At 67.4% G+C, this 25,548-nt stretch carries 21 protein-coding genes; 17 read left to right on the top strand and 4 right to left on the bottom strand.

Annotated elements, in window-relative coordinates:
* Positions 1–20 precede the first annotated feature (20 nt).
* Positions 21–632, bottom strand: coding sequence for a TadE/TadG family type IV pilus assembly protein (locus WFK61_RS11390; RefSeq protein WP_336811685.1), 612 nt, complete (start codon positions 630–632; stop codon positions 21–23).
* Between the two features lie 183 nt (positions 633–815).
* Positions 816–1,316 carry a pilus assembly protein N-terminal domain-containing protein gene (locus tag WFK61_RS11385; RefSeq protein ID WP_336811683.1) on the bottom strand — a complete coding sequence of 167 codons (501 nt, stop codon included), beginning with the start codon at positions 1,314–1,316 and terminating at the stop codon, positions 816–818.
* Between the two features lie 415 nt (positions 1,317–1,731).
* Between WFK61_RS11385 and WFK61_RS11380 the strand changes: the two genes are divergently transcribed.
* The 9 genes from WFK61_RS11380 to WFK61_RS11340 all read left to right on the top strand — a co-directional run bounded on the left by WFK61_RS11380 (position 1,732) and on the right by WFK61_RS11340 (position 10,443).
* Complete coding sequence (locus tag WFK61_RS11380; protein WP_336811682.1) at positions 1,732–1,896, top strand: Flp family type IVb pilin; 165 nt, start codon at positions 1,732–1,734, stop codon at positions 1,894–1,896.
* Positions 1,897–2,028: 132 nt separating this feature from the next.
* Entirely contained in the window at positions 2,029–2,541 is a 513-nt protein-coding gene (locus WFK61_RS11375) for an A24 family peptidase (protein ID WP_336811680.1), read from the top strand.
* A 122-nt stretch (positions 2,542–2,663) separates the two neighbouring features.
* Positions 2,664–3,437 carry a Flp pilus assembly protein CpaB gene (gene cpaB, locus WFK61_RS11370; RefSeq protein WP_336811678.1) on the top strand — a complete coding sequence of 258 codons (774 nt, stop codon included), beginning with the start codon at positions 2,664–2,666 and terminating at the stop codon, positions 3,435–3,437.
* A complete protein-coding gene (locus WFK61_RS11365; protein ID WP_336811676.1) occupies positions 3,434–4,879 on the top strand; it encodes a type II and III secretion system protein family protein in 1,446 nt (481 codons plus the stop codon). Before cpaB ends, WFK61_RS11365 begins: the two co-directional genes overlap by 4 nt.
* A gap of 33 nt (positions 4,880–4,912) precedes the next feature.
* Entirely contained in the window at positions 4,913–5,659 is a 747-nt protein-coding gene (locus WFK61_RS11360) for a CpaD family pilus assembly protein (protein WP_336811675.1), read from the top strand.
* The gene (locus WFK61_RS11355) at positions 5,659–6,924 is read left to right on the top strand and encodes a CpaE/TadZ family protein (protein ID WP_336811673.1); all 1,266 of its coding nucleotides are present in this window, start codon (positions 5,659–5,661) and stop codon (positions 6,922–6,924) included. Before WFK61_RS11360 ends, WFK61_RS11355 begins: the two co-directional genes overlap by 1 nt.
* 80 nt (positions 6,925–7,004) lie before the next feature.
* Positions 7,005–8,453 (top strand): TadA family conjugal transfer-associated ATPase, encoded by a 1,449-nt coding sequence (locus WFK61_RS11350; RefSeq protein WP_336811671.1) that lies wholly within the window; start codon positions 7,005–7,007, stop codon positions 8,451–8,453.
* A 27-nt stretch (positions 8,454–8,480) separates the two neighbouring features.
* Positions 8,481–9,458: a type II secretion system F family protein gene (locus WFK61_RS11345; protein ID WP_336811669.1), complete on the top strand. Its 978-nt coding sequence runs from the start codon at positions 8,481–8,483 to the stop codon at positions 9,456–9,458.
* Between the two features lie 7 nt (positions 9,459–9,465).
* Positions 9,466–10,443 carry a type II secretion system F family protein gene (locus tag WFK61_RS11340; protein WP_336811668.1) on the top strand — a complete coding sequence of 326 codons (978 nt, stop codon included), beginning with the start codon at positions 9,466–9,468 and terminating at the stop codon, positions 10,441–10,443.
* Between the two features lie 146 nt (positions 10,444–10,589).
* Here WFK61_RS11340 and WFK61_RS11335 read toward each other — a convergent pair whose 3' ends face one another.
* On the bottom strand, positions 10,590–11,483 hold the full coding sequence (locus WFK61_RS11335) for a tetratricopeptide repeat protein (RefSeq protein ID WP_336811667.1): 894 nt from the start codon (positions 11,481–11,483) through the stop codon (positions 10,590–10,592).
* A gap of 130 nt (positions 11,484–11,613) precedes the next feature.
* Here WFK61_RS11335 and WFK61_RS11330 point away from each other — a divergent pair, with 130 nt between their 5' ends.
* From WFK61_RS11330 to WFK61_RS11320, 3 genes are all read left to right on the top strand, one after another.
* Positions 11,614–12,987 carry a leucyl aminopeptidase family protein gene (locus WFK61_RS11330; RefSeq protein WP_336811666.1) on the top strand — a complete coding sequence of 458 codons (1,374 nt, stop codon included), beginning with the start codon at positions 11,614–11,616 and terminating at the stop codon, positions 12,985–12,987.
* 145 nt (positions 12,988–13,132) lie between these two features.
* Entirely contained in the window at positions 13,133–13,486 is a 354-nt protein-coding gene (locus WFK61_RS11325; protein ID WP_336811665.1) for a MarR family transcriptional regulator, read from the top strand.
* Positions 13,487–13,527: 41 nt separating this feature from the next.
* A complete protein-coding gene (locus WFK61_RS11320; protein WP_336811664.1) occupies positions 13,528–14,385 on the top strand; it encodes an NlpC/P60 family protein in 858 nt (285 codons plus the stop codon).
* Positions 14,386–14,548: 163 nt separating this feature from the next.
* On the opposite strand, the gene mutS is transcribed toward WFK61_RS11320, so the two are convergent.
* Complete coding sequence (gene mutS / locus WFK61_RS11315) at positions 14,549–17,272, bottom strand: DNA mismatch repair protein MutS (protein ID WP_442896289.1); 2,724 nt, start codon at positions 17,270–17,272, stop codon at positions 14,549–14,551.
* 104 nt (positions 17,273–17,376) lie between these two features.
* Between mutS and WFK61_RS11310 the strand changes: the two genes are divergently transcribed.
* The 5 genes from WFK61_RS11310 (at position 17,377) to WFK61_RS11290 (ending at position 25,425) form a co-directional block, all read left to right on the top strand.
* Complete coding sequence (locus tag WFK61_RS11310) at positions 17,377–19,209, top strand: methyl-accepting chemotaxis protein (protein ID WP_336811662.1); 1,833 nt, start codon at positions 17,377–17,379, stop codon at positions 19,207–19,209.
* A gap of 122 nt (positions 19,210–19,331) precedes the next feature.
* On the top strand, positions 19,332–21,617 hold the full coding sequence (locus WFK61_RS11305) for an NADP-dependent malic enzyme (protein ID WP_336811660.1): 2,286 nt from the start codon (positions 19,332–19,334) through the stop codon (positions 21,615–21,617).
* 188 nt (positions 21,618–21,805) lie between these two features.
* Positions 21,806–23,563 (top strand): ABC transporter ATP-binding protein/permease, encoded by a 1,758-nt coding sequence (locus WFK61_RS11300; protein ID WP_336811658.1) that lies wholly within the window; start codon positions 21,806–21,808, stop codon positions 23,561–23,563.
* A 43-nt stretch (positions 23,564–23,606) separates the two neighbouring features.
* On the top strand, positions 23,607–24,173 hold the full coding sequence (locus WFK61_RS11295) for a hypothetical protein (RefSeq protein ID WP_336811656.1): 567 nt from the start codon (positions 23,607–23,609) through the stop codon (positions 24,171–24,173).
* Positions 24,174–24,477: 304 nt separating this feature from the next.
* Positions 24,478–25,425, top strand: a complete 948-nt coding sequence (locus tag WFK61_RS11290; protein WP_336811654.1) for a lysylphosphatidylglycerol synthase domain-containing protein — start codon at positions 24,478–24,480, stop codon at positions 25,423–25,425.
* Positions 25,426–25,548: the final 123 nt, after the last annotated feature.

Here is a 25,548-nt window from a genome sequence, read left to right as displayed (position 1 = left end):
CGTCATCCCTGCCACCGACGTCAAACGAACGGCTCAGCCCGGAAGGCCGTGCTCGCGACGATGCCGCGCCGTCCGCTCCCGATATTCGCCAGGGAGGTCGAGGCCCAGCTGGTCAGGAAGAGCGAATAGTCCAGCACCGCACGCACCACGACGATGTCGTTCTTCTGCGGCTGGGTGTAGGAGAAGCTGCTCGTATTGAGGTTGCCGCCCGCCAGGGGGTTGCTGGCGGCCGCTCCCGAGCTGGCGGCCGCGAAATTGGCGAAGACCCGGACGTCGATGGATAGTTTCGAGCAGTCGATCAGCCCCATTGGCGCCTGGGCGCAGACGTCGTCGCGGAACTTCGCTGCGTTCGCTGCACCGGTCGAGGCCGTGTAGATGGAGCGGGACTGCCCCGTGATCAGGGAGCGGGAGACCTGCGAGAGCGATTCTTCCAGGACCTGATTGGTCCAAAACATCAGAGCCTGCTCGAAAATCGCGAAGAGAAGCGCGAAAAACGGGACCGCGACGAAGGCAAATTCGACCGCCGCCGCCCCGTTCTGGGAGCGACGAAAGCGCCGGAACAGCAACCTGTCGGCGCGGCAGCGCCGTGTTCCGGCGTCAGGCGAGGAAATCTGTTGCGGTCGGTCGAACATCCGGTTGCCCCGTCGAGCTTCGGTTCTGAACCAAATCCCTACGGCAAAAGAATTTCAGATCGGTTAGGGGCGCCGCCAGCCAGCCCGAAGCACCATGAAGCTTTCGCTAACCATGGCCGATCCCATCCGCCTCGTGCATACGCGCCCTCGCGCGCGTACCTGATAGACGACCGAAGCCGGCCGTCAGTTCCGCGCAGCGGTGTTCGCCAACGCATTGCGCGCGGCCGATTGACCCGTGGCGCTCGAGAAGAACCTGGTCTCGTCGCCCATCTGGATGGAAGGCTGGCAATCGGGGTTGCAGGCGTAGCTCTCGCGATCCATCCCGCGCTGAACGGTCAGGACCGCATCGGAAGCCTTGCCGACCCGTACCAGCGATTCAGCCAGAAGCGTCCCGTTGGCATCCAGCGCGATCAGATTGGTCTCCCCGAAGCTCTTGCCGGTGACGATCATGACGCCGTTGCGCTGCACGGAGACATCCGCGATGGCGGGATTGCCGACCACCACCGTCTGCGCCTTCTCCGGCAGGCGCACGACCTTGGCGTGATCGACGGTGACGATGACGGCATCGGACTGTGCGCGCTGCGGTGCGGCCCCGGCGCCTGCACTGGCGGCGATCGCGAGGGCCGTCGCAGCCGCCCGGAGGCTGAGCCAGCGGCGCCCTTCGAGAGCACGGATGATCAACATGGCAGCGCCTCAAGCTTTTGGACCCTGCCAGTGAAGCCCAAAATGATGAATCAAACCCTAAGCGCGCCTATGGCAGCGATTTCGCGCTGCCGGCCGCAACTTGTCGCAGCGGAACATCCGCGCCAACTATCGTTAACTTCCGACACCTCGGAAACTAAATCGATGTTATCAAATTCGTTAAACGGCCTGTTTACCGTCAATTTCGCTTGAGCCGAACTTTATTCATAAGCTGCCGTTGAATTTATGCCTGTTAAATCGAGCGTTAACTACAGAAATAACGCCTGAAGAAAGCGGCCAATTCTTCTATCCGTTTAACCGATCAGCAAGACGAGGGCGCTAGTGTCACTCCTGTCGCTGACCGAAGCCACTTCAGAGCACAGGCAGCCGTCAAACCGTGGTGTAAAGGAGTTCCAGCATGACCAACGTTTTCAAGCGCTTCGTCAAGGATGAGTCGGGCGCCACCGCCATCGAGTACGGCCTGATCGCCGCCCTGATCGCCGTCGCCGCGATCACCGCGATGACCACGATCGGCACGAAGCTCATTTCGACCTTCACCGAGGTCTCCAACAAGCTGAAGTGAGATCACTTCGCTATGCCTTGGAAAGCCCCGGCCTGCCGGGGCTTTCTGCTTTCAGCGCCCCCTCGCCACGGCCGTAAGGCTTTGGTGATGGATCGGTGCCAGTATCAGCCGGGTTCCTGATCGGATCATGCCATGTCGCTGTCGTTGATCGTCCTGCTGGTGATTTTCCCGTTCGCCATGGCCTATGCGGCCGCGAGCGACCTGGTTTCCATGACGATCTCGAACCGGCTCTGCCTCCTCCTCGTCGGATCGTTCGGGCTTTGCGCCCTCCTGCTCGGCCTGACCCTGTCCGAGATCGGCTGGCATCTAGCCGCCGGCGGCCTCGTCCTCGCGATCGCGTTCGGCCTGTTCGCAGCGGGCTGGATCGGCGGCGGCGATGCCAAGCTCGCCGCAGCCACCGCGCTCTGGTTCGGCTTCGACCAGCTCATGCCCTATCTGATGATCTCCGGCCTGTTCGGCGGCCTCCTGACGATGATCATCCTCATGTTGCGCTCGCGTCCCCTGCCGGCTCGTATGGAGAAATGGCCGTGGCTGCGCCGCCTGCACGCTGCCAACGAGGGCGTCCCCTACGGCATCGCGCTCGCTTTCGCGGCGCTCCTCATCCTGCCGGAAACCACGATCTGGCATGCCGGGATCGGCCTCTGAGGGATGACCGGCCGCAACGTCAGCGGCCTAAAAAAATATACGACCGATTAACCATAAGTTGACGTTTCCGACCGACGATCCGGATCGAGAGCCAATCACGCTTGGCTGAGGATCGTTCGTCCATGAGTCCCGCACGCATCATCATTCTCGCGGTCGCGCTGGTGGCAGGGCTCGGCGCGGCGCTGCTCGTCCAGAGACCGTCCCAGGCTCCCGAGCCGGCGAAGATCGAGGCGGCCCCGACCGTGCCGGTGCTGGTGGCGGCCTCCGACATCCCGATCGGCAACACGGTGTCGGCCGCCGACCTGCGCTGGCTCGACTGGCCGCTGGCGAGCGTGCCGACCGGTATCATCCGCAAGGACGAAGCCCCCGAGGCCGAGCAGGAGATCACCGGGCAGGTGGCGCGCTATGCCATTCTCGGCGCTGAGCCGATCCGCCGCGAGAAGCTGATCAAGACCGACGGAACCGGCTTCCTTTCGGCCGTCCTGCCCTCGGGCAAGCGGGCCGTCGCGATCAGCACGGACAACCGTGGCGCCAACACGGCGGGCGGCTTCATCCTGCCCAACGACCGCGCCGACGTGGTCTCCACCTGGCGCGACGAAACAAGCGGCAAGTCGGAAGCCTATGTCAGCGAAACCATTCTGTACAATATCCGCGTCCTGGCCGTCGGCCAGAACGTGCAGGAGCGCAACGGCGAGAAGGTCGTGGTCGGCGAGACCGCGACCCTCGAAGTCGATCCAGCACAGGTCGCGATCCTGGCCCAGAGCCAGAAAGCCGGCACGCTCTCGCTGGCGCTGCGCAGCCTCAAGGACGCCGGAGAGACGGCGCCTCCCGCCCAGGCCGACAACTCGATGACCCTCGTGCGCTACGGTGTCACCTCGAAGAGCGTGAAGCCATGATCAGATCCTCCCTCCGCATCGCCACGGCCCTCACGCTAGCCTTGGCCGCCGGCACCGCCGGCGCCCAGTCCACCGGCAGCGGCCCGGCGCCTGTCCTGAATGTCGGATCGAGCGAATACGCGATCTCGCGCCGGCTCGATCTCTCGATCGGCCGCTCGCTCATCGTCGAGCTGCCGCGCGACGCCAAGGAGGTCTTCGTCGCCAATCCCAAGGTCGCCAACGCGGTGGTCCGGACGGCGCGCAAGCTCTTCATCATCGGTATCGCCGACGGCTCGACCTCGATGTTCGTGATGGATGGCGACGGGCAGCAGATCACCGCGCTCGACATCAATGTCGGGCGTGACCTCAACGTGCTCAGGCAGACGCTGCGCACTGCGCTGCCGAACTCGCAGATCGACATCAAGCCGGCCGGCGATTCGATCCTGCTCGTCGGAGTAGTGCCGAACGCCTCGGAAGCGACGCAGGCCGTCGACATCGCCAAGGCCTTCGTCGGCGGTGCCTCCTCCTGGCGCAGCGGGACGGTGATCAACTCGCTGACCTTGCGTGATCGCGATCAGGTCATGGTGAAAGTCACGGTATCGGAGATTTCGCGCAAGGCGATCAAGCAGCTTGGCATCAACTCGACCGGCGAGTGGAAGCTCGGCAAGTTCTCGGTGACGCCGTCGATCGAGAACCCGTTCCCCCTCCAGCCGCAGCAGCTTTCGGCGACCGCGATCGGCGCAGGCCTCGGCAACACCCAGAACTTCACGCTGCGCGCGCTCGAGCGTGCCGGCATGGCACGCGTTCTCGCCGAGCCGACGGTCACCGCCATCTCGGGCGAGAGCGCGAAATTCACCGCCGGCGGCGAAGTTCCGGTGCCGAAGGGCCAGAACTGCTCGTACGATGTCTTCAACCGGCGCAGCTGCCAGATCCAGATCGAGTACAAGCCGATCGGTGTCGCGCTCAACTTCACGCCGATCGTGCTGTCCGACAACAAGATAAGCATGCGCATCGCGACGGAAGTCACCGAGCTCGATTTCGAGAACCAACTCCGCTTCAACGGCGCCAATGAAGAAGCCCTGAACGTCCCCGCCTTCCGCGTCCGCAAGTCCGACACCACGGTCGAGCTGCCCTCGGGCGGCACGCTGGCAACGGCCGGCCTGATCCAGCGCGTCTCGAAGCAGTCGATCAACGGCCTGCCCGGGCTGATGAACCTGCCGATCATCGGCACGCTGTTCCGCTCGCGCGACTATCAGCGCGAGGAGACCGAGCTGATGATCATGGTCACGCCCTATATCGCCAAGCCGATGCAGCCCAACCAAATCCAGCGGCCGGATGACGGCTTCGTCGAGGCGCACGATTCCCAGGCGATCCTGCTCGGGCGGCTCAACAAGATCTACGGCAGCGGCGGCGGGCCGGTTCCCCAGGCCTACAAGGGTCGCGTCGGCTTCATCGCCGACTGAGCCCCGGTGACAACGATGATGGATGGCCCGACCATGACGGTTTCCTCCCGGATCGCCTCGACAGGACCGCACCTGGTCGTCGCCATGCTGGCGCTCGGCGCCCTCCTCGGCGGCTGCGCCAAGCGCACGGCCGAGGCCGATACCCTCGCCTTCGGGCCGGACGACGTCCGCGAGCGGCACCCGATCGTGCTGCGCGACGCGCCGCGCTCGCTCGACGTCTTCGTCGGGCGCAACGGCGGCACGCTCGACGCCAGGCAGGCCGAGGATGTCGCCGGCTTCGCCCGCGAATTCCGCCGCTCCGGCAAGGGAGGTCTCGTGGCGGAGGTCCCGACCGGGGCTCGCCGCGATTACGCCACCCATGACACGCTCAGCGGCATCCGGGCAGCTCTGGCGCGCGGCGGCGTCTCGCCCAACGCCCTCAGCGTGCGCAGCTATCCCGTCCAGGACCCCGGCCTAGCCTCCCCGATCCGCCTGACCTTCGCCTCGCTCCAGGCGGGCCTGCCGCATAATTGCGGGCAATGGCCGACCGACCTTGGCAGCTCCGAGTTCCGGTTCTCGTCCTCGAACGCGCCCTACTGGAATCTCGGCTGCGCCTCGCAGGCGACACTGGCGGCGCAGGTCGCCGACCCGATCGATCTCGTCCGGTCGCGTGAAGAGGGCCGCCCGGACATGGTCAAGCGCATGGGCGCCATCGCCAAGATCCGCGAGGGTCGCGATCCTTCGACCCAGTACCGGCAGGCGACGCCGCAGATCAACTCCACGGTCGGGGGCAGCAACTGATGCAGGCCGATCCCCACGAGAGCCCGATCGCCGAACTGCCGAGCGACGAGATCATCGCGCCCCTGCCGCGCATCACGCTGCAGGCCTTTTGCGAAACGCCGGCCGTCGCTGCGACCATGCAGGCCGCCGTCGCCGACCGGCGCATGGACAAGGCACATGCCCGCATCCAGATGGGCGGCCCGGCGGCCGCCGTCGAGGCCTTCCGCGCGGCGCCCACGCCCAACATCATCGTCATCGAGACGGTCGCCGACCCGGCGACGCTCGTGGCGCATCTCGAAATCCTGTCCGAAAGCTGCGACGCCGGCACCAAGGTCGTCGTCATCGGCCATGTCAACGACGTCCAGCTCTATCGCGACCTGATCCGACGTGGCGTCAGCGAGTACCTCATTGCGCCGCTGGAGCCTCTCGACGTCCTGCGCACGCTGTCGGAGCTCTATATCGCCCCGGAAGCCCGCAATCTCGGCCGCGTCATCGCGGTCATGGGGGCCAAGGGCGGCGTCGGCGCCTCGACCATCGCGCACAACCTTTCCTGGGCGATCGCGCGCAATCTCGACGCCTCGACCGTGATCGTCGATCTCGACATCGCCTTCGGCACGGCCGGACTCAACTTCAACCAGGACCCGCCGCAGGGTATCGCGGAAGCGGTGTTCGCGCCGGAGCGCCTCGACTCCAACCTGCTGGACCGGCTCTTGTCGCGCTGCAGCGACAATCTCGCGCTGCTCGCGGCCCCGGCGGTGCTGGACCGGACGGTCGATCTCGACGAGGATGCGTTCGAACAGCTACTCGAATTGCTGCGTGCCAGCGTGCCCTGCATCATCCTGGACGTGCCGCACCAGTGGAATGCCTGGGTGAAGCGCACGGTGCTCGGCGCCGACGAGATCGTCATCGTGGCCGAGCCCGAGCTTGCCTCCCTGCGCAATGCCAAGAACCTGGTCGACCTGTCGCGCGCCTCCCGGCCGAACGACGCCATCGCCCGGCTCGTCCTCAACCGCGTCGGCGTGCCTAAGCGGCCGGAGATCAGCACCGCAGAGTTCTCCAAGGCGCTCGGCATCGACGTGCTCAGCACGGTTCCCTTCGACGCCCAGCTGTTCGGCACGGCCGCCAATAACGGCCAGATGATCGCCGAGGTCCAGGCCAGCAGCAAGGCGACCGAGGCCTTCACCCAGATCGCCAGCGCCCTGACCGGACGCGGAGAAGCCAAGCGGAGCCGGCGCAGCCTGCTCGAACCGTTCGTCGCGAAGCTGAAGCGCCGCAAGGCCTCGTGACGGACCGGGACCGACGATGACGGGGAGACGCCCGGACGCCAGGCGGGATACCGGCCCGGAACGGGCGGGAGAGTGTTGAGATGTTCGGCAAGCGATCCGCAGGCGCAGGCACCGCGCCCAATCTGAACGCAAGAATTCCCGCGGCCGCGCCGGCCGCGCCGCGCAAGCTCGAGACCGCGCCCGTCGCGATCGAGGAGCGCAAGGTCGCGCAGGTCGCCGAGACGGCCCCGCGCTCCGAAGACTACTACCAGATGAAGAGCATGATCTTCGGGGCGCTGATCGAGGCCATCGATCTGTCGCAGCTCGCGAAGCTCGACTCCGAATCGGCGCGCGAGGAAATCCGCGACATCATCAACGAGATCATCTCGCTGAAGAACGTCGTGCTCTCGATCGCGGAGCAGGAGGAACTGCTCGACGACATCTGCAACGACGTGCTGGGCTACGGGCCGCTCGAGCCCCTGCTGGCGCGCGACGACATCGCCGACATCATGGTCAACGGCGCGGGCCGGACCTTCATCGAAACCGCCGGCAAGATTCAGCTCACCAATATCCGCTTCCGCGACAACGCGCAGTTGATGAACATCTGCCAGCGCATCGTCAGCCAGGTCGGCCGGCGCGTCGACGAAAGCTCGCCGATCTGCGACGCGCGCCTCGCCGACGGCTCGCGCGTCAACGTCATCGCCCCGCCGCTGGCGATCGACGGACCGGCCCTGACCATCCGCAAGTTCAAGAAGGACAAGCTGACGCTCGACCAGCTCGTCAAGTTCGGCGCGATCTCGCCGCCCGGCGCCGAGCTCCTGAAGATCATCGGCCGCGTCCGCTGCAACATCGTCATCTCGGGCGGCACGGGCTCGGGCAAGACGACGCTGCTCAACTGCCTGACCAACTATATCGACGATGACGAGCGCGTCATCACCTGCGAGGACGCCGCCGAGCTCCAGCTCCAGCAGCCGCATGTGGTGCGCCTCGAAACCCGCCCGCCCAATCTCGAAGGCACGGGCGCGGTGACGATGCGCGATCTCGTCAAGAACTGCCTGCGCATGCGCCCTGAACGCATCATCGTCGGCGAGGTACGCGGGCCGGAAGCCTTCGACCTCCTGCAGGCGATGAACACGGGCCATGACGGTTCGATGGGCACGCTCCACGCCAACTCGCCGCGCGAGTGCCTGAGCCGTATCGAATCGATGATCACCATGGGCGGCTTCTCGCTGCCCTCGAAGACGCTGCGCGAGATGCTGTGCTCCTCGGTCGACGTCATCATCCAGGCCCAGCGCCTGCGCGACGGCTCGCGCCGGATCACCCACATCACGGAAGTGATGGGCATGGAAGGCGAGGTCATCACGACCCAGGATCTGATGCTCTACGACATCGTCGGCGAGGACGCGGCTGGCAAGCTGATCGGCCGCCATCGCTCGACCGGCGTCGGGCGCCCGCGCCTCTGGGAGCGCGCCCGCTATTTCGGCGAGGAGCAGCGCCTCGCGGCCGCCCTCGACCAGCTCGAGGAGGCAGGCGTCAGCAATGCCATCTGAGCGCAGGGTCTCATCGGGGTTCCAGCCATGAACACGAGCACGCTCGCGGTCGCGCTCCTGGCCATGTTTGCCGTCGGCGGCGTGGTCTACGCCCTGCTCTACCCGACGCTCAGCGGCGAAAAGCGTGCCGAGAAGCGCCGTAAGGAATTCGCCGGCCCGAGCGCGGTCCGCGGCATCGACCGGGAAGCCCAGGCGCGCAACAAGCGCGGCCAGATCGCGCAGAGCCTCAAGGAGATCGAGAACCGCGAGAATGCGCGCAACAAGGTCTCGCTCGAGCAGCGCATCGCCCAGGCGGGGCTCTCCTGGACGCCCAAGAAGTACTACGTGATCAGCGCGACGATCGCGATCATCGTGGGGCTCGTGCTCTGGATCCTCAGCGCCAGCTGGATCCTGGGTTTCGCCGGCCTCTTCATCGGCGGCTTCGGCATGCCCGCCTGGTTCCTGAAGCGCTGCAAGGACCGGCGCCTGAAGGCGTTCGGCGTCGAGTTCCCGAATGCGCTCGACGTGGTCGTGCGCGGCATCAAGGCGGGCCTGCCCGTCAATGACTGCCTGCGGATCATCGCCAGCGAGGCGCAGGAGCCGGTCAAAACCGAGTTCCGGCTGATGATCGAGTCGCAGGCGCTGGGCCTGCCGCTGGCAGAAGCCGCCATCAAGCTCTACGAGCGCATGCCCTGCGCCGAGGCCAATTTCTTCGGCATCGTCATCGCCATCCAGCAGAAGACCGGCGGCAATCTCTCCGAGACGCTCGGGAACCTCTCGCGCGTGCTGCGCGAGCGGCGCAAGATGCGCGACAAGATCAGGGCCGTCTCGACCGAGGCCAAGACCTCCGCGGCGATCATCGGCGCCCTGCCGCCCACGGTCGGCGTGCTCGTCTGGATCACCACGCCGAAATATATCGAACTTCTCTGGCTGACCCAGGCCGGCAAGTTCGCGCTGGTCGCGAGCGGGATCTGGATGCTGATCGGCGTTCTGGTCATGCGCAAGATGATCAATTTCGACATCTGAGGCCGCGATGATTTCCCAGATCGTCTCCAGCGTCACCAATCCGCAGTTCATGCTGGCGCTGCTGGCCGCCGTGGCGGCGGCAGCGACCGTGCTGACGATCGCGATCCCGCTGACCGAGGGCAACAACCTCCAGAAGCGGATGAAGAACGTCGCGACCGAGCGCGAGAAGATCCGCGCCCGAGAGCGCGAACGGCTCAACCGGCAGAACGAGAAGGTCTCGCTGCGCCAGGAGCCGAAAGCCTACATGCGGCGCGTCGTGGAGCGCTTCAAGCTCGGCGACTGGCTGGGCACCGAGAACGCCAAGAAGCAGCTCGCCATGGCCGGCTATCGCGGCCCGCAGGCCGAGATCGCCTTCCTGTTCTTCCGCCTTGCCGCGCCCGTCGCGCTGTTCCTGTTCACGCTGTTCTACCTCTTCGTGATCAACGGTTTCGGCCTGAGCTTCACGATCAAGATCGCTATCGGAATCGCCGGCGCCTATCTCGGCATTAAGGCGCCCGAAATCTTTCTGTCGAACCAGACCACCAAGCGACAGGCCTCGATGCGGCTGGCCTTTCCGGACGCGCTCGACCTGCTGCTGATCTGTGTCGAATCCGGCATGTCGATCGAAAATGCCTTCCGCAAGGTCGCGGGCGAGATCGGCAATCAGTCGGTGCCGCTGGCGGAGGAATTCGCGCTCTGCACGGCCGAGCTCTCCTATCTGACCGATCGCCGCATCGCCTATGAGAACCTGTCGCTCCGCACCGGCCTCGAAAGCGTGAAATCGGTCTCGACGGCGCTGATCCAGGCCGAGCGCTACGGCACACCGTTGGGCACGGCGCTGCGCACGCTCGCCCAGGAAAGCCGCGACCAGCGCATGTCCGCCGCCGAGATGAAGGCCGCAGCCCTGCCGCCGAAGCTCACCGTGCCAATGATCCTGTTCTTCCTGCCGGTGCTGTTCGTGATCATCCTGACGCCGGCGCTGGTGCAAGTCTTCAAGTGGCAATGAGCGCCCGCTGCACACGGCGCTCGGCCTGAAAAGCCTGCGAGCGCCATCATCGAACAAAACAGAAAGGCCGGAGCCCCAAGCTCCGGCCTTTCTTCATTTGTCCAGGGTTCCGGCACGACAGTGCGGACCGGCGGAAGGCTCTGGCCTCAGGCCGGCGGCGCGGCGGCAGGTGCGCTACCCGCCCCACCGGCGAGCGGCTGCCGGGACTGCGACGGCCCCCGGCCCTTGCCGCCCTTCAGCAATTCCCAGCTGTTCTGCTGGCTGACGCTGCGCTTGAGATAGGCGATCGTGGCTGCCGCCTCGGCAGGGCTCTGATCGCGGCGCGCCAGGGTCTCGGCTTCACCGAACCGGCCTTGCAAACCGAGGACGAAGACGAGGTTCTGCCGGACCCGCGCATCGGCCCGATCCGAAGCCGCCGCCTCGGCCAGGACGCGCTCGGCCTCAGGCAGATTGCGCGACAGGGCCAGCGACAGCCCGTAATTCGACATGATCGTCGGCTCGTTCGGAGCGAGCCTCAACGCCGTCTGGTAGATCTGCTGGGCGCGCGCATGCTCGCCCATCTGGTCGGCGACCGTGCCCTGCGCAGACAGGATCCGCCAGTCGGGCCGCTCGGGCGAATGCGCCCGCGACAACACCTCGTCCGCCTCGCGCAGGCGCCCGTTATCGGCGAGCGAGCGGCCATAGGCGCCGAGAAGCTCGCGATCGTCCTGATGGACGAGAACGGCATTCTGGAGCACCGCCATGGCCTGTGCGTTCTGGTCGAGGCTGCGCAGGGCTCGTGCATAATAGAAGGCTGCGTCGCGGTCCTTGGGGTTGGCGTCGTAGCGCTTCGCCCAGGTCTCGCGATCGCCCTGCCAATCCGAGGCTGTCCGCGGCGCGCTCGCCTGGCTGCTGCGCCCGATCGAGCCCGTGACATCGCCGAGGCCGCGGCCCTGGCAGCCGGCAAGGGCAAGCGCCGCCAGGCAGACGGCGAGGCCGAGAGCAGGACGCGAGCTCCGCAGGGATTCGCGGGCGGAAGAATGGGGCCGGGCTGAAGACATGGGCCGGATCGCCTCCCGAAAACGGGTCGTCTGGATGGGTTCGTCTGGTCGATCCGGTGATAAAGCGTTAACCCTAATGCATTCTTAATTCCCGCCCCGGCACCCCTGCCCGAAACCGAAACAGCGCTCCGTGCATAGCCTCCTGATCCCCGCTTCCGCCGCCGCCATTCCCGTCCACGTCGTCTCGGCCGGCAACTGGCCCAAGCTTCAGGACCGGCTTTCTCCCGCCAATCGCAGCTTTGCCCTTGCGCAAGGTTTCGCGGCCCGTGCCGGGCAGCATTGCCTGCTGCCGGATCAGGAAGGCGCGCTGGCGGCGGTCCTGCTCGGCATCGACACCGCTTCGCGACGGCCGGACCCCTTCGCGGCCGGGCGCCTCGCCGCGCTGCTGCCGGCCGGCGATTATGCGTTCTCGGGAGAGATCGGCGATCCCGCTCTCGCCGCGCTCAGCTGGCTGCTGCAGGGCTATCGCTTCGACCGCTATCGCAAGCCGAGCCCGGCGCGCGCCCGGCTGGTCATCCCCGACGGCGCCGATGGCGAGGAAATCAGCCGGATCGCCGAATCCGCCATGCTGGCGCGCGACCTCGTCAACACGCCGGCCAACGAACTGGGCCCCGGCGAGATCGAGGCGGCGATCCGCGGGCTTGCGACCGAATGCGGCGCAACCGTCACCAGCATCGTCGGCGACGACCTGATCGCCCGCAATTTCCCGATGATCCACGCGGTCGGCCGCGCCTCGACCCGCGCACCGCGGCTCGTCGACCTCGTCTGGGGCGACCCTGCTCATCCAAAGGTCACGCTGGTCGGCAAGGGCGTCGCCTTCGACACGGGCGGGCTCAATCTCAAGCCCGACGCCTCGATGCTCCTGATGAAGAAGGACATGGGCGGCGCGGCGGCCGCGATCGCGGCCGCACGGATGATCATGCTGGCGAAGCTGCCGGTGCGCCTGCGCCTGCTGGTGCCGGCGGTCGAGAACGCCGTGTCCGGCAATGCCTTCCGGCCGGGCGACGTCTTGTCGAGCCGCAAGGGGCTCTCGGTCGAGATCGGCAATACCGATGCCGAGGGCCGGCTGGTCCTGGCCGATGCGCTGGCGCTCGCCGACGAGGAGGCGCCGGACCTGCTCGTCGATTTCGCGACGCTGACCGGGGCCGCCCGGACCGCGCTCGGCCCGGAGCTGCCGCCCTTCTACACGCATGACGAGACTCTCGCCGCCGAGATCGCCCGGCTCGGCATGGCCGTGAACGACCCGGTCTGGCGGCTGCCGCTCTGGCCGTCCTATGACGGGCTGCTCGATTCCAAGATAGCCGACGTCAACCACATCTCCGGCGGCGGTATGGCCGGCTCGGTCACGGCGGCGCTGTTCCTCAACCGCTTCGTCGAGAAGACCAGCTCCTACGCGCATTTCGACATCTATGCCTGGACCCCCTCGAACAAACCGGGGCGGCCGGAAGGCGGCGAGTGCCAGGGCGCGCGCCTGATCCATGCATTGGTAAAGCAACGGTTCTGACCCCGCATCGGCGGGTCCGAAAGCCCGCCGCCACGTTTCGGGCCGATGCTTTCCCGCGGGATTAAGGCTGTTCCGCGAAGACGATTGCGCGGCAGCTCCGTCACGATAATGATACGGGTCCGTAACGATCTGGACCCGTGCCTTCATGCCCCTGGAGATCAGGCCTTCGCAGGCGCTCAAGCTGTGGCGACAGGTCCATCTCGATCTGGTGCGGGACCACGATGCCGATCTCTCGGCGCGCCAGACCGCGATCCTGCTGACGGTCTATCTCGAATTGCCGCCACATACGGTGCGGGGGCTGGCCAAGCAGCTCGGCGTGACCAAGCCGGTGATCACGCGCGCGCTCGATACGCTCGGCAAGCTCGGCCTGCTCACCCGCAAGCGCGACGAATCCGACCGCCGCAATGTCGTGATCCAGCGCACGGTCGCAGGCGCGCTCGCCGTCGAGCGGCTGGCCGATCTCGTGACGGAGCACGCCAAGGAGATCGGCGGCAGTTGAGGCCTCTCCCGGAGCGCCTTCCGCCACGCTAGATTGCCGCCATGACCGCGATTCTCGACCGCCGCATCCATGCTTTCCGCCCCGACCTCGCAGCGCGTGCGCTGACGGGACAGGTAGAGGCCGCCCGCTTCGCCGATCCGCAGCCGATGCGCATCGTCGCAGCCTCAGCTCCGGTGCGGCGCGAACCGCGGCCGGACGCCGCGCTCGATACCGAGGCGCTCGCCGGCGAGCTGGTGCAGGTCTATGAGCGCGAGGAGGGCTGGGCCTGGGCACAGCTCGCCCGCGACGGCTATGTCGGCTACATCCCCGACGATGCCCTGCGACCGAACCAGCCCGCACCGACCCATCGCGTCGCGGGCTTGCGAACCTTCGTCTACCCCGGCCCCTCGATCAAATTGCCGCCGCTCGCCGCGCTCTCGCTCGGTGCCGCTGTGACCGTCGTCGATAGCAAGGGCGATTTCGCGGTTCTGGCCGATGGCGGCCACGTCTTCGCCGCCCATCTCGCGCCCATCGACCAGCATGAGCCCGACTTCGTTGCCATCGCCGAGCGCTTCGTCGGCGTGCCCTATCTCTGGGGCGGCAAAACCAGCCTCGGGCTCGACTGCTCGGGGCTGACGCAGCTTTGCCTGGCGGCAGCCGGCATCGCCGCACCGCGCGATTCCGACATGATGGAAGCGTCGCTCGGCCGGACGGTCGACTTGCGCGAAGACCTGTCGGGGCTCCAGCGCGGCGATCTCGTCTTCTGGAAAGGCCATGTCGGCATCCTGACCGACGCCACGACGCTGCTCCACGCCAGCGGACATGTGATGAGCGTCTATCGCGAGCCGCTGCGCGAGGCGCGCGACCGCATCCGCGCCAAGAGCTTCGGCGAGATCACCGGCATCAAGCGGCTGGGCTGACGCCCCGATCCATTAAAGCGCGCCGTCATCCCGGGCGGAGCGAAGCGCAGACCCGGGATCCATTCCTGAAGCCTTATCGGAGACGCTCCGGAATGGATCCCGGATCGGCGCCGCTGACGCGGCTTGTCCGGGATGACCGCGTGGAGGTGCCCTTCAGAACCGCTCAGGCGATGCCCTTCAGGCGATAGAGCGCTTCCAGCGCCTCGCGCGGGGTCATTTCGTCCGGATCGATCCCGGCGAGCGCTTCACGCAATCCATCGGGTTCACCTTCGGCAACCACCGGCGCCAGCCGGCGCTGCGGCACGGCGAAGAGCGGGAGATCGTCGACCAGCGAGGCGACCGGCTTTTCGCGCTCGGTCTTCTCGAGTTCGCCGAGGATGGCGCGCGCCCGTTCGACCACGGCCGGCGGCAGGCCCGCGAGCTTGGCGACCTGGATGCCGTAGGAGCGGTCGGCGGCGCCCGGCACGACCTCGTGCAGGAAGACGACCTCGCCCTTCCATTCGGTGACGCGGACGGTCGCGTTGGCGACGCGGTCGAGCCGATCCCCGAGCGCCGTCAGCTCATGATAATGCGTCGCGAACAGGCTGCGGCAGCGATTGATCTCGTGGAGATGCTCGATCGCGGCCCAGGCGATCGAAAGGCCGTCGAAGGTCGCGGTGCCACGCCCGATCTCGTCGAGGATCACCAGCGCGCGCGGGCCGGCCTGGTTCAGGATCGCGGCGGTCTCGACCATCTCGACCATGAAGGTCGAACGGCCACGCGCGAGATCGTCGGCGGCGCCCACGCGCGAGAACAGCCGGTCGACGATACCGATATGCGCGGAGGTCGCCGGCACGAAGGAGCCCATCTGGGCAAGCACCGCGATCAGCGCGTTCTGGCGCAGGAAGGTCGATTTACCGGCCATGTTCGGACCGGTGATCAGGCAGATGCGACCGCCCTTGGCCCCGGTCGCAGGCGGCGACAATTCCGTATCGTTGGCGACGAAGGGCTTGCCGTCGCGCTTCAGCGCCGCCTCGACCACGGGATGGCGGCCGCGCTCTATGGTGAAGGCGACGCCGTCATCGACCTGCGGGCGGCTCCAGCCCTCGCGGCTAGCGAGATCGGCCAGGGCCGCGGCGACATCGAGTTCAGCCAAGGCCAGAGCGGCGGCCTTGATCGGCTCGGCCTGGGCAAGGACGGCCTCGCTGAGCGCGGCGAAGATCGCGAGTTCGAGCTTCAGCGCCCGGTCGGCGGCGGAAGCGATCTTGGCTTCGAGCTCGCCGAGCTCGACCGAGGAGAAGCGCATCGCATCCGACATGGTCTGGCGATGCACGAAGGTCGCGCGCCAGGGATCGCGCAGGAATTCCTCGCCGGTCGCCTGCGGTACCTCGACGAAATAGCCGAGCATGGCGTTGTGCTTGATGCGCAAAGTCCGGCAGTTGGTCTCGGCCGCATAGCGCGCCTGCAACTGGGCGATGACCTTGCGCGAGTCGATCTGGAGCAGGCGCAATTCGTCGAGCGCGGGGTCGAATCCCTCGCGCACGAAACGGCCGTCGCGACGGTTGAGCGGCAATTCGTCGGCCAATGTCGCGTTGAGGCGCACCGGCAGGTCGGGATCGCTCTCGCCGAGAGCGCGCATGGCGCGGGCAAGCTCGACGGGCAATTCGCCGCGCCGGACCAGCAAGGCGGCGATGGCGCGGGCCGCATCGAGCCCGGCACCGAGCGCCGCGAGATCGCGCGGGCCGCCACGGTCGAGCGAGAGCCGCGCCAGGGCGCGGGCGACATCCGGTACCTTCTCCAAAGCCGAGCGCAGATCCTCACGCAGACCGGCATCCGCCACGAGCAGCTCGACCGCGTCGTGGCGCGCCGCAATGGCGGCGGGATCGGTCAAGGGACCGGCAAGGCGCTCGGCCAGCAGGCGCGCGCCGCCCGGCGTCACCGTGCGGTCGATCGTGGCAAGCAGGCTGCCCTGACGGTCGCCGCCGAGCGTACGCGTCAGCTCCAGATTGGCGCGGGTCGCGGCGTCGATCAGCATCGTCGCCGAGCCGGAATCGCGCACCGGGGCCGAGAGCGGCGGACGGGCGCCGAGCTGGGTGCGCTCGACATAGGCCAGTGCCGCGCCGGCCGCCGCGATCTCGGCACGCGTGAAGGCGCCGAAGGCATCGAGCGTGGCGACGCCGAAGAATTCCTTCAGGCGCCGTTCGGCCGAGGCCGCATCGAGCCCGTCGCGCGCCAGCGGCGTCACCGGCACCGCGATCTCGCGCCAGAACTCCTTGAGCTCGGGGTCATCGTGAATCGCATCGGGACAGACGATCTCGCGCGGTTCCAGCCGCGAGAACTCGATGCCGAGCCGCTCCTGCGGCGTCTCCATCACGGTGAAACGCCCGGTCGAGATGTCGATCGCCGCCAGCCCATAAAGCGAGGCGGCTTCGCCGGTCTTGCGGCGCGCGACGGCGACGAGGAGGCTGGCGCGGCCCGGTTCGAGCAAGCGCTCCTCGGTGATCGTACCGGGCGTGACGAGGCGCACGACGTCGCGCTTCACCACCGACTTGTTGCCGCGCTTCTTGGCCTCGGCCGGGTCCTCGGTCTGCTCGCAGACGGCGACGCGATGACCGGCGGCGATGAGGCGCTGGAGATAGTCGTCGGCGCGCTCGACCGGCACGCCGCACATCGGAATGTCGTCGCCCTGGTGTTTGCCGCGCTTGGTCAGAACGATGCCGAGCGTGCGCGCGGCGATCTCGGCATCCCGGAAGAACAATTCGTAGAAATCGCCCATCCGGTAGAACAGCAGGCAGTCGGGATTCGCCGCTTTGATCTCGACATACTGCGCCATCATCGGCGTGACGCGTTCCGCAGCGGCAGCTGGCACGGCAGAAGGGGCGGATTCGGGAGAGGAGCTCTGGCGCATTGCGCCGGCACGCTAGCAAAATGTCCGGCCAAGGCCATCCGTTAGGACGGCTTTCAACAATTCAAAGCACTGTTCAGCAGCCGAATCGGGCCAGGGTCTCCACATTGCTGCTGATCAACCTCGCCGAGAGCCTGTTCTTCCTGCTGCTGGCGGGATTGCTGCTGACCGTCGCAACGCCGCGGATCGGTGACCGGGCCTGGCTGCGCCAGGTGATCGTCGGCACCCTGTTCGCGGCCGGCGCCCTGGTCAGCATGGGCAATCCCTTCGAGATCATGCCCGGCCTCGTCATCGATTCCCGCAACAGCTTCGCCATCCTTGCCGGACCGGTGGGCGGCCCCTTCGCTTCCGTCCTGACTGCCGCGCCGCTGGTGGTGATGCGCTATCTCGGCGGCGGCGTCGGCATGGTGACGGGCATCACCGGCATCCTCCTGCGCGCCGCGATCGGCATCGCCTACGCGCTGTGGCTGGCCCGGCGCCGGCGCCCGTTCGGGCTGGGCGACCTCGCCGCGCTCAGCGCCATCGACGCGATCATCCTTCTGGCCTCGGCCGGTTTCATCCCCGGCGCGGCCGGCGAACGCTTCCTGCGCGAGGCGGTGCCGGTGATGATCCTGGTCGGCACGATCGGCATCTTCCTGACCGGCATCATCGTGATCAACGACACCGAAAGGCGGGAGACGGCCTATCGGCTGCGCACGCTGATCGATCGCGCGCCCGGCACGCTCTACCAGCGCCTCGTGCAGCCGGACGGCACGATGACCTATCAGTTCGCCTCCTTCGCCATCGACAAGCTGCTGGGGATCACCAAGGCGGAGGTCGAGCGCGATCCCGAGGTCTGGATCGGCAAGCTCCTGCCCGAGGACCGGGCCCGTTTCGACCAGCAGCGGCGCGACCAGCAGGAAACCGAGACGCTCTGGCGCTTCGAGGGGCGGTATCACGCTCCCGACGGCGGCATCGTCTGGCTGCGCAGCGAATCGACCAAACGGCGCCTGCGCGACGGAACGCTGGTCTGGGACGGCATCCTGCTCGACATCACCGCCGAGAAGACGCTGGAGACCCGCCGCGCCGAGATCGAGACATTGCGCAAGACGACGCTCGACGCGCTCGCGAGCGATCTCGAACGCACCGTCGGCAAGGCGCTCGGCGATGTCGGCGCCTCGCTGCACGGCATGCATGCCGCCGCCGGCCAGATGGTCGAGAACGCCAACAAGACGACCTTGCGTGCCGAAAGCGCGACGCAGGAGGCCGACAGCGCCTCCCGCCGCATCGGCAGCGTCGCGGTCGCCGCCGAGGAGATCGAGGCCTCGATCCGCGAGCTCACCCGCCAGACCAGTCATGCCGACGACACCGTGCGCGCCGCCGCATCCTATGTCCGCAGCACCCGCAGCGACGTCGCCGGGCTGACGGAAGCCGCCGACAAGGTCCGCGCCGTGCTCGACTTCATCGAGGAGATCGCGGCCCGCACCAACCTGCTCGCGCTCAACGCGACGATCGAAGCGGCCCGCGCCGGCGCGGCCGGGCGCGGCTTCGCCGTGGTGGCGGGCGAGGTCAAGACGCTGGCCGAGCAGACCCAGAAGGCGACCCGCGACATCGCCGAGACGCTGGCCGATATCCGCGGCGCCGCCGCCACCGCCTTCGAGGCCGTCGCCCATATCGAAGGCACGATGACGACGATCGAGCAGACCTCGGGCGCGATCGCCGATGTCGTCAGCCGCCAGGCCGGCATCGCCTCGACCATCGCCGCCGACGCGCAGGCCGTGGCGCTGAGTGCCGACGCCGTGACCAACAATGTCGGCGCCGTCGGCGTCGAGGCGCGCGTCACCGGCGATGCCGCGATCCAGGTCGCGGACGCCGCCCGCAAGGTCGACGAGCAGGCCGAGGCGCTCGACCGCTACGTCGCCGATTTCGTGCGCAGCGTGCGCAGCGCCTCGCGGGCCTGACCGACCCGCGATACCCCTTCGCGCCGACAAGGGTTCTGTGAAGCACTCGCCGCTTGTGATCCCGGGCGCCGCCGCCTTATGGTCGGTACCCCTCGAGGAAACGCACAAGAAAAGACGCTTCGATGAACGACCGTCCGACGACCAAGAGAGCCCGCCCGACCTTCACCGACCAGGAGGCCCTGCTGTTCCATTCGCAGGGACGGCCCGGCAAGCTGGAGGTGGTGCCGACCAAGCCGATGGCGACGCAGCGCGACCTGTCGCTCGCCTATTCGCCCGGCGTCGCCGTGCCGGTGCTGGCGATCGCCGAGGACCCGTCGCGCGCCTATGACTACACGACGCGCTCGAACCTCGTCGCGGTGATCACCAACGGCACCGCCATCCTCGGCCTCGGCAATCTCGGCGCGCTCGCCTCGAAGCCGGTGATGGAGGGCAAGTCGGTCCTGTTCAAGCGCTTCGCCGATGTCGACTCGATCGACCTCGAAGTCGATACCGAGGACCCGGACAAGTTCATCGAGGCCGTGCGCTATCTCGGCCCGTCCTTCGGCGGCATCAATCTCGAGGACATCAAGGCGCCTGAATGCTTCATCATCGAGCAGCGCCTGCGCGAATTGATGGACATCCCCGTCTTCCATGACGACCAGCACGGCACCGCGATCATCGCCGCCGCCGGCCTGATCAACGCGCTCGATATCACCGGACGCGACATCAAGGCGACCAGGCTCGTCATCAACGGCGCGGGTGCGGCGGCCATCGCCTGCATCGAACTGCTGAAGGCGATGGGCTTCAAGCCCGACAACGTCATCCTCTGCGACACCAAGGGCGTGATCTACCAGGGCCGCACCGAGGGCATGAACCAGTGGAAATCGGCCCATGCGGCGGTCACCGACCGGCGCACGCTGGCCCAGGCGCTGGACGGGGCCGACGCCTTCTTCGGCCTGTCGCAGAAGGGCGCGGTGACGCCGGAGATGGTCGCCTCGATGGCGCCGAACCCGATCATCTTCGCCATGGCCAATCCCGATCCGGAAATCACGCCGGAGGAGGTCCACGCCATCCGCGACGACGCGATCATGGCGACCGGCCGCTCGGACTATCCGAACCAGGTCAACAACGTGCTGGGCTTCCCCTTCATCTTCCGTGGCGCGCTCGACGTGCGCGCCACCACGATCAACATGGAGATGAAGATCGCCGCGGCCGAGTCGCTGGCGATGCTGGCGCGCGAGGACGTGCCGGACGAGGTCGCCGCCGCCTATCAGGGCTCGCGGCCGCGCTACGGCAAGGACTACATCATCCCCGTTCCGTTCGATCCCCGGCTGATCCATGTCGTGCCGATGGCGGTCGCCAAGGCCGCGATGGATACCGGCGTCGCCGGCAAGCCGATCGTCGATACCGCCGCCTACAAGGCGCAGCTCTCGGCCAGGCGCGACCCGATCGCCGGCACGCTCAACCGCATCTTCGAGCGCGTCCGGCGCTATCCGAAGCGCGTCGTCTTCGCCGAGGGCGAGGAGGAGCAGGTCATCCGCGCCGCCGCCTCCTTCGTGGCGCAGGGGCTCGGCCAGGCCATCCTCGTCGGCCGCGAGGACCGCATCTCGGAGGCCGCGACCTTCCTCGGCGTCGACCTTGAAGCCAAGGGCATCTCGATCCAGAACGCCCGCCTCTCCCACCGCAACAGCGCCTATGCGCAATATCTCTACGAGCGGCTGCAGCGGCAGGGCTACCTGTTCCGCGACTGCCAGCGCCTGATCAACCAGGACCGCAACCATTTCGCCGCGGCGATGGTGGCGCTCGGCGATGCCGACGCGATGGTGACCGGCGTCACCCGCAACTACTCGATCGCGCTGGAGGAGGTCCGCCGCGTCATCGACGAGAAACCGGGGCATCGCGTCATCGGCGTCTCGATCGTGATCTCGCGCGACCGCACCGTGCTCGTGGCGGATACCGCAATCACCGAGATGCCGACGGCACGGCAGCTCTCGGAAATCGCGATCGAGGCCGCTGGCGTCGGCCGCCGGCTCGGCTACGAGCCGCGCGTCGCGATGCTCGCCTTCTCCAGCTTCGGCCATCCGGCCGGCGAGCGCTCGGAGAAGGTGCGCGAGGCGGTGGCGCTGCTCGACGGCCAGCGCGTCGATTTCGAGTATGACGGCGAGATGGCCGCGGATGTCGCGCTCAACCGCGAGGTGATGAGCCAGTATCCGTTCTGCCGCCTCTCCGGCCCCGCGAACGTGCTGGTGATGCCGGCCTTCCACTCAGCCTCAATCTCGACCAAGCTGCTGCAGGAACTCGGCGGCGCGACCGTGATCGGCCCGCTGATCGTCGGCCTCGACAAGCCGATCCAGATCGTGCCGCTCGGCGCGAAGGATTCCGACATCGTCAACATGGCCGCGCTCGCCGCCTTCAATATCGGCGGGTGACGGACCAGCCGCTTTAAGATGCCGGACTCATGGCGCCGCCGCCCGTGCAAGGGCGGCGGCGCCATCCGTTCATGTGGAGTTCATTTTCGCCCGATCAGGTTCGAGCCCGAGGAGACCGGAAAACCGGCCCTGGGGGACTAATCGCAACCGTGCTGACGCCCGACGAGACGAAAGGCGCGAGATCGGACGTGCCTGGAGATCGCCAGGTCGCGCTGCGATTCGCGCGTTTGACCCGTGATTTCTGGCGTGGCGAGACGGCGCGCTGCGCCTGGCTCTGGACGTTGCTGCTGGCGGCAGGCGTCATCCTCACCGTCTTCGCCAATGTCACCGTCAACCGCTGGAACGGCTGGTTCTTCGACGCGCTGGAGCGCAAGGATGGCCACAGCGCGCTCGTCGCCATGGCCGTGTTCCCGGTGATCGTGCTGGTGGTCGCCGGGCTCGGCGTCCTCATCCTGAAATCGCGCGAGACCTTCCAGGTCCACTGGCGGCGCTGGCTCACCGCCAAGCTGGTCGATGGCTGGGTCGGCGACCGGCGCTTCTTCCGGCTCAGCCTCTCCGGCAAGGAGCCCGCGAACCCGGAATACCGGATCGCCGACGATGTCCGCTGGGCGACGGAGCCGATCGTCGATTTCGCGATGGGTCTGCTCTCCTCCGTCATCACCATCGTGATGTTCATCGAAATCCTCTGGGAGATCGGCGGCAGCCTGAGCCTGACCTGGGGCGGGAACGAGATCACCATTCCCGCCTATCTCGTGCTCGCCGCGATCCTCTATGCCGTGATCGTCACCTTGCTGGTGACGGCCGTCGGACGGCGGCTCGCAGGCCTCATCGCCCAGCGCACGGAGAGCGAGGCGGGCCTGCGCTTCGCGCTGATGCGCATCCGCGACCATGGCGAGGCGATCGCGCTCGCCCGGACCGAGGCCGGCGAGCGCCAGGCCGTGGCGCAGAGCCATGGCGTGCTGGTGCTGCGCTGGCTCTCGGTGATCACGCAGCGGGCGCGCCTGACCTGGATCACCAATGGCAGCAGCGCGCTGGTGCCGGTCGTGCCGCTGCTGCTGGCCGCTCCGAAATATCTCGCCGGCGAGATGACGCTCGGCGGCGTCGTGCAGGTCGCCGCCGCCTTCGTCGCCGTGCAGAACGCCTGCAACTGGCTGTTCGACAATTTCATGCGCATCGCCGAATGGCTCGCCGCCGCAAGACGCGTCAACGAACTCGCCGACGCGCTGGAAGAGGTCGAGCAGGAGCCGCCGGCACAGGGCCTCACCGTCGAGGACGGCCCGCATGACAGCCTGCGGCTGGAGGCGGTGACGCTGCATGACGGCGCCGGCCACGCGCTCGCGGCAGATGTCAGTTTCGTCCTGCCCGCCGGCGCGGTGCTGCATGTCACCGGCGATGCCGGCTTCGCCAAGAACGCGCTGATGCAGGCCGTCGCCGGGCTCTGGCAGCAGGGCGAGGGCGCGATCGTGCTGCCGCGCGGCGCCCGCGTCGCGACCGTGCCCCAGCATCTGCAACTGCCGGGCATCGGCCTTCGGCATCTGCTGCAAGGCGACCGGCCGCGTCCCGCGCCGGAAATCGCCGCGACCTTGCGCCGCTACGGCCTCTCGACCCTGACCGCGCGGCTCGACGGCGAGGAGGACTGGAACAGGAGCCTGACCCGCGCAGAGCGGCAGCGGCTCGCGCTGGCCCGCACCGAGCTGGCCGACCCCGCGATCGTCCTGCTCGACGAAGCGACGAGCGCGCTCGAGACCGATGCAGCGCTGGAGGTCCTGACCGAGCTGCGCGCTGCCCTGCCGCGCGCGATCATCATCGCCTTCGGCCAGAGCCCGGGCCTGGCGGAGAGCGCCAGCCACCGGATCGTGCTGCGCCGGATCAGGGGCGTGGCCGAAATCGTCGAGCGCGAGGGCTTCGCCGAGCCCCGCATCGCCGCGATCAGCGAAGCCCGCTGACCGGCATCACAACGAGAAAACCCATTCGGAGAGGAGAAACACCGTGAAGATGAATATCTGGGATGCGTTCTGGGGTCTGGAGATCGAGCAGTGCCCCTGCGACGTGCATTTCGTCGAATGGCTGGAGCAGGAGAAGCTCAGCGGCAAGCGCATCTATCATTTCGGCACCGGCGGGCATCACTATGTCGGCCTGCGCTGCGCCGAGCCGCATCTCGACAGCACGGTGCTGGGCATCACCGCCTCGCCGCAGGAATACGAGTCCTTCATCAAGCTCGCGACCGACAACCCGAACGTCACCAAGACCTACAGCGCCTATTTCGGCGACATCTACACCAGCAATGCCCGCCTGCTGCCGCGCTTCGACGTCGTGACGATGTTCCATACCGGCGAGTTCCGCGGCGAGGCCAACGACGCCTATGGCGCCTTGACCGACCGCGAGGTGATCGACCTCTTCACCGCGCAGACCGACAAGGGCGGCTACATCCTGTTCTACAAGGGCTCCTATGCCTATGACGTGGCCGAGCGCCTGATCCCGGACTGGATGAAGATGATGCCGGTCGAGGAGGTCGAGGGCTTCAAGACGCTGCGCATCTTCCGCAAGACCGCCTGAACCCGGCGCTAGAGCACGCGCCGAACAGACTGCACCGCAGCCTGTTCGGATCACGCATTCTCTATCTAGAAGTTGGAGACGGATTCACCGATCAGGTTGATGCAACCTGATCGGATCCGACTCCAGCCGCGCTCGAAGCCGGGTTCCCTCATGCGGCCCATTCGCCGCAGCGGCTTGTGCATTGCCGCCAAGGCGCTATCTGTCGGACGGGGCTCGCCCGAGCCCTGCCCGCCACCGCGCCGCCGCATCCCGCGGCATCGCGCAACCCCGAGAGCGCATGTCCTTCGGCCAGCACGAGCCCGGAATGCTCCCGCGCAAGCGCAGCCGCTGGTGGTGGCTCGGCCCGCTGGCGAGCATCGTCATCTTCGGCGCCTCACTGGTCGTGCTCTGGCACATCATCAGCGGGATGGAGCCCGGCCAACTCGCCGGCGCCTTCCAGAACGCCAGCCTGCGCCAGCTCGGCCTCGCCGTCGCCTTCACCGCGCTGAGCTATCTGCTGCTGACCGGCTACGATGCGCTGGCATTGCGCCGGCTCGGTCTCTCGATCCCCTATCGCACCACGGCGCTCGCCTCCTTCACCAGCTATTCCGTCTCCTTCACGCTCGGCTTCCCGATCGTGACCGGCGGCACGGTGCGCTACTGGATCTATTCACCCAAGGGCATCAGGGCCTCCGAGGTCGCGAGCCTGACCGTGATCGCCGGCATCACTTTCTGGCTCGGGCTCGGCGCCATCCTCTGCGCCAGCCTGATCTATGCCTCCGATGCCGTCGCGATGCTGGCGCGGACCTCGCCGCTCATCGTCCAGATCGTCGGCGGGCTCGTGGGCATCGGCATCGTCGGCTATCTCGCCTGGATCGCGACGGACGACCGCACGATCCGCGTGCGCGGCTGGAACCTGCATCTGCCCGGCCTCGGCACCACGCTCGGCCAGATGGCGCTCGGCGCCTGCGAGGTCAGCGCCGCCGCCGCCGTGCTCTTCGTGCTGCTGCCCGGCGGCTATGGTCTCGAATACCCGACCTTCCTCGCTGCCTATATCTTCGCCTGCCTGATCGGCATCGCCAGCCACGCGCCGGGCGGGCTCGGCGTGTTCGAGGCGACGATGCTGGTCGCGCTCAACCGCTTTCCCTATGAGCAGGTCCTGGGCGCTCTGCTGATCTTCCGGGTGGTCTATTACATCCTGCCCTTCATCCTGGCGCTGGTGCTGCTGGCGCTGAACGAGATGATCCGCCGCATCCGCCGCCACGAGACGTAGACGGTTACCAGCCTGGTCCTGGCCAACTCCTTTGTCATTCCGGGGCTTCGCGCAGCGAAGAACCCGGAACCCACGACCGGGCGAGCGGCTTGCAACTGAACACCCGAGGTCTCACCCCGTCGT

It is taken from the genome of Allobosea sp. MMO-172 (assembly GCF_037147855.1).
Classification (GTDB): domain Bacteria; phylum Pseudomonadota; class Alphaproteobacteria; order Rhizobiales; family Beijerinckiaceae; genus Allobosea.
Note: the sequence above shows the minus strand (reverse complement) of the source record. Positions and strands in the feature narration are given on the sequence as shown.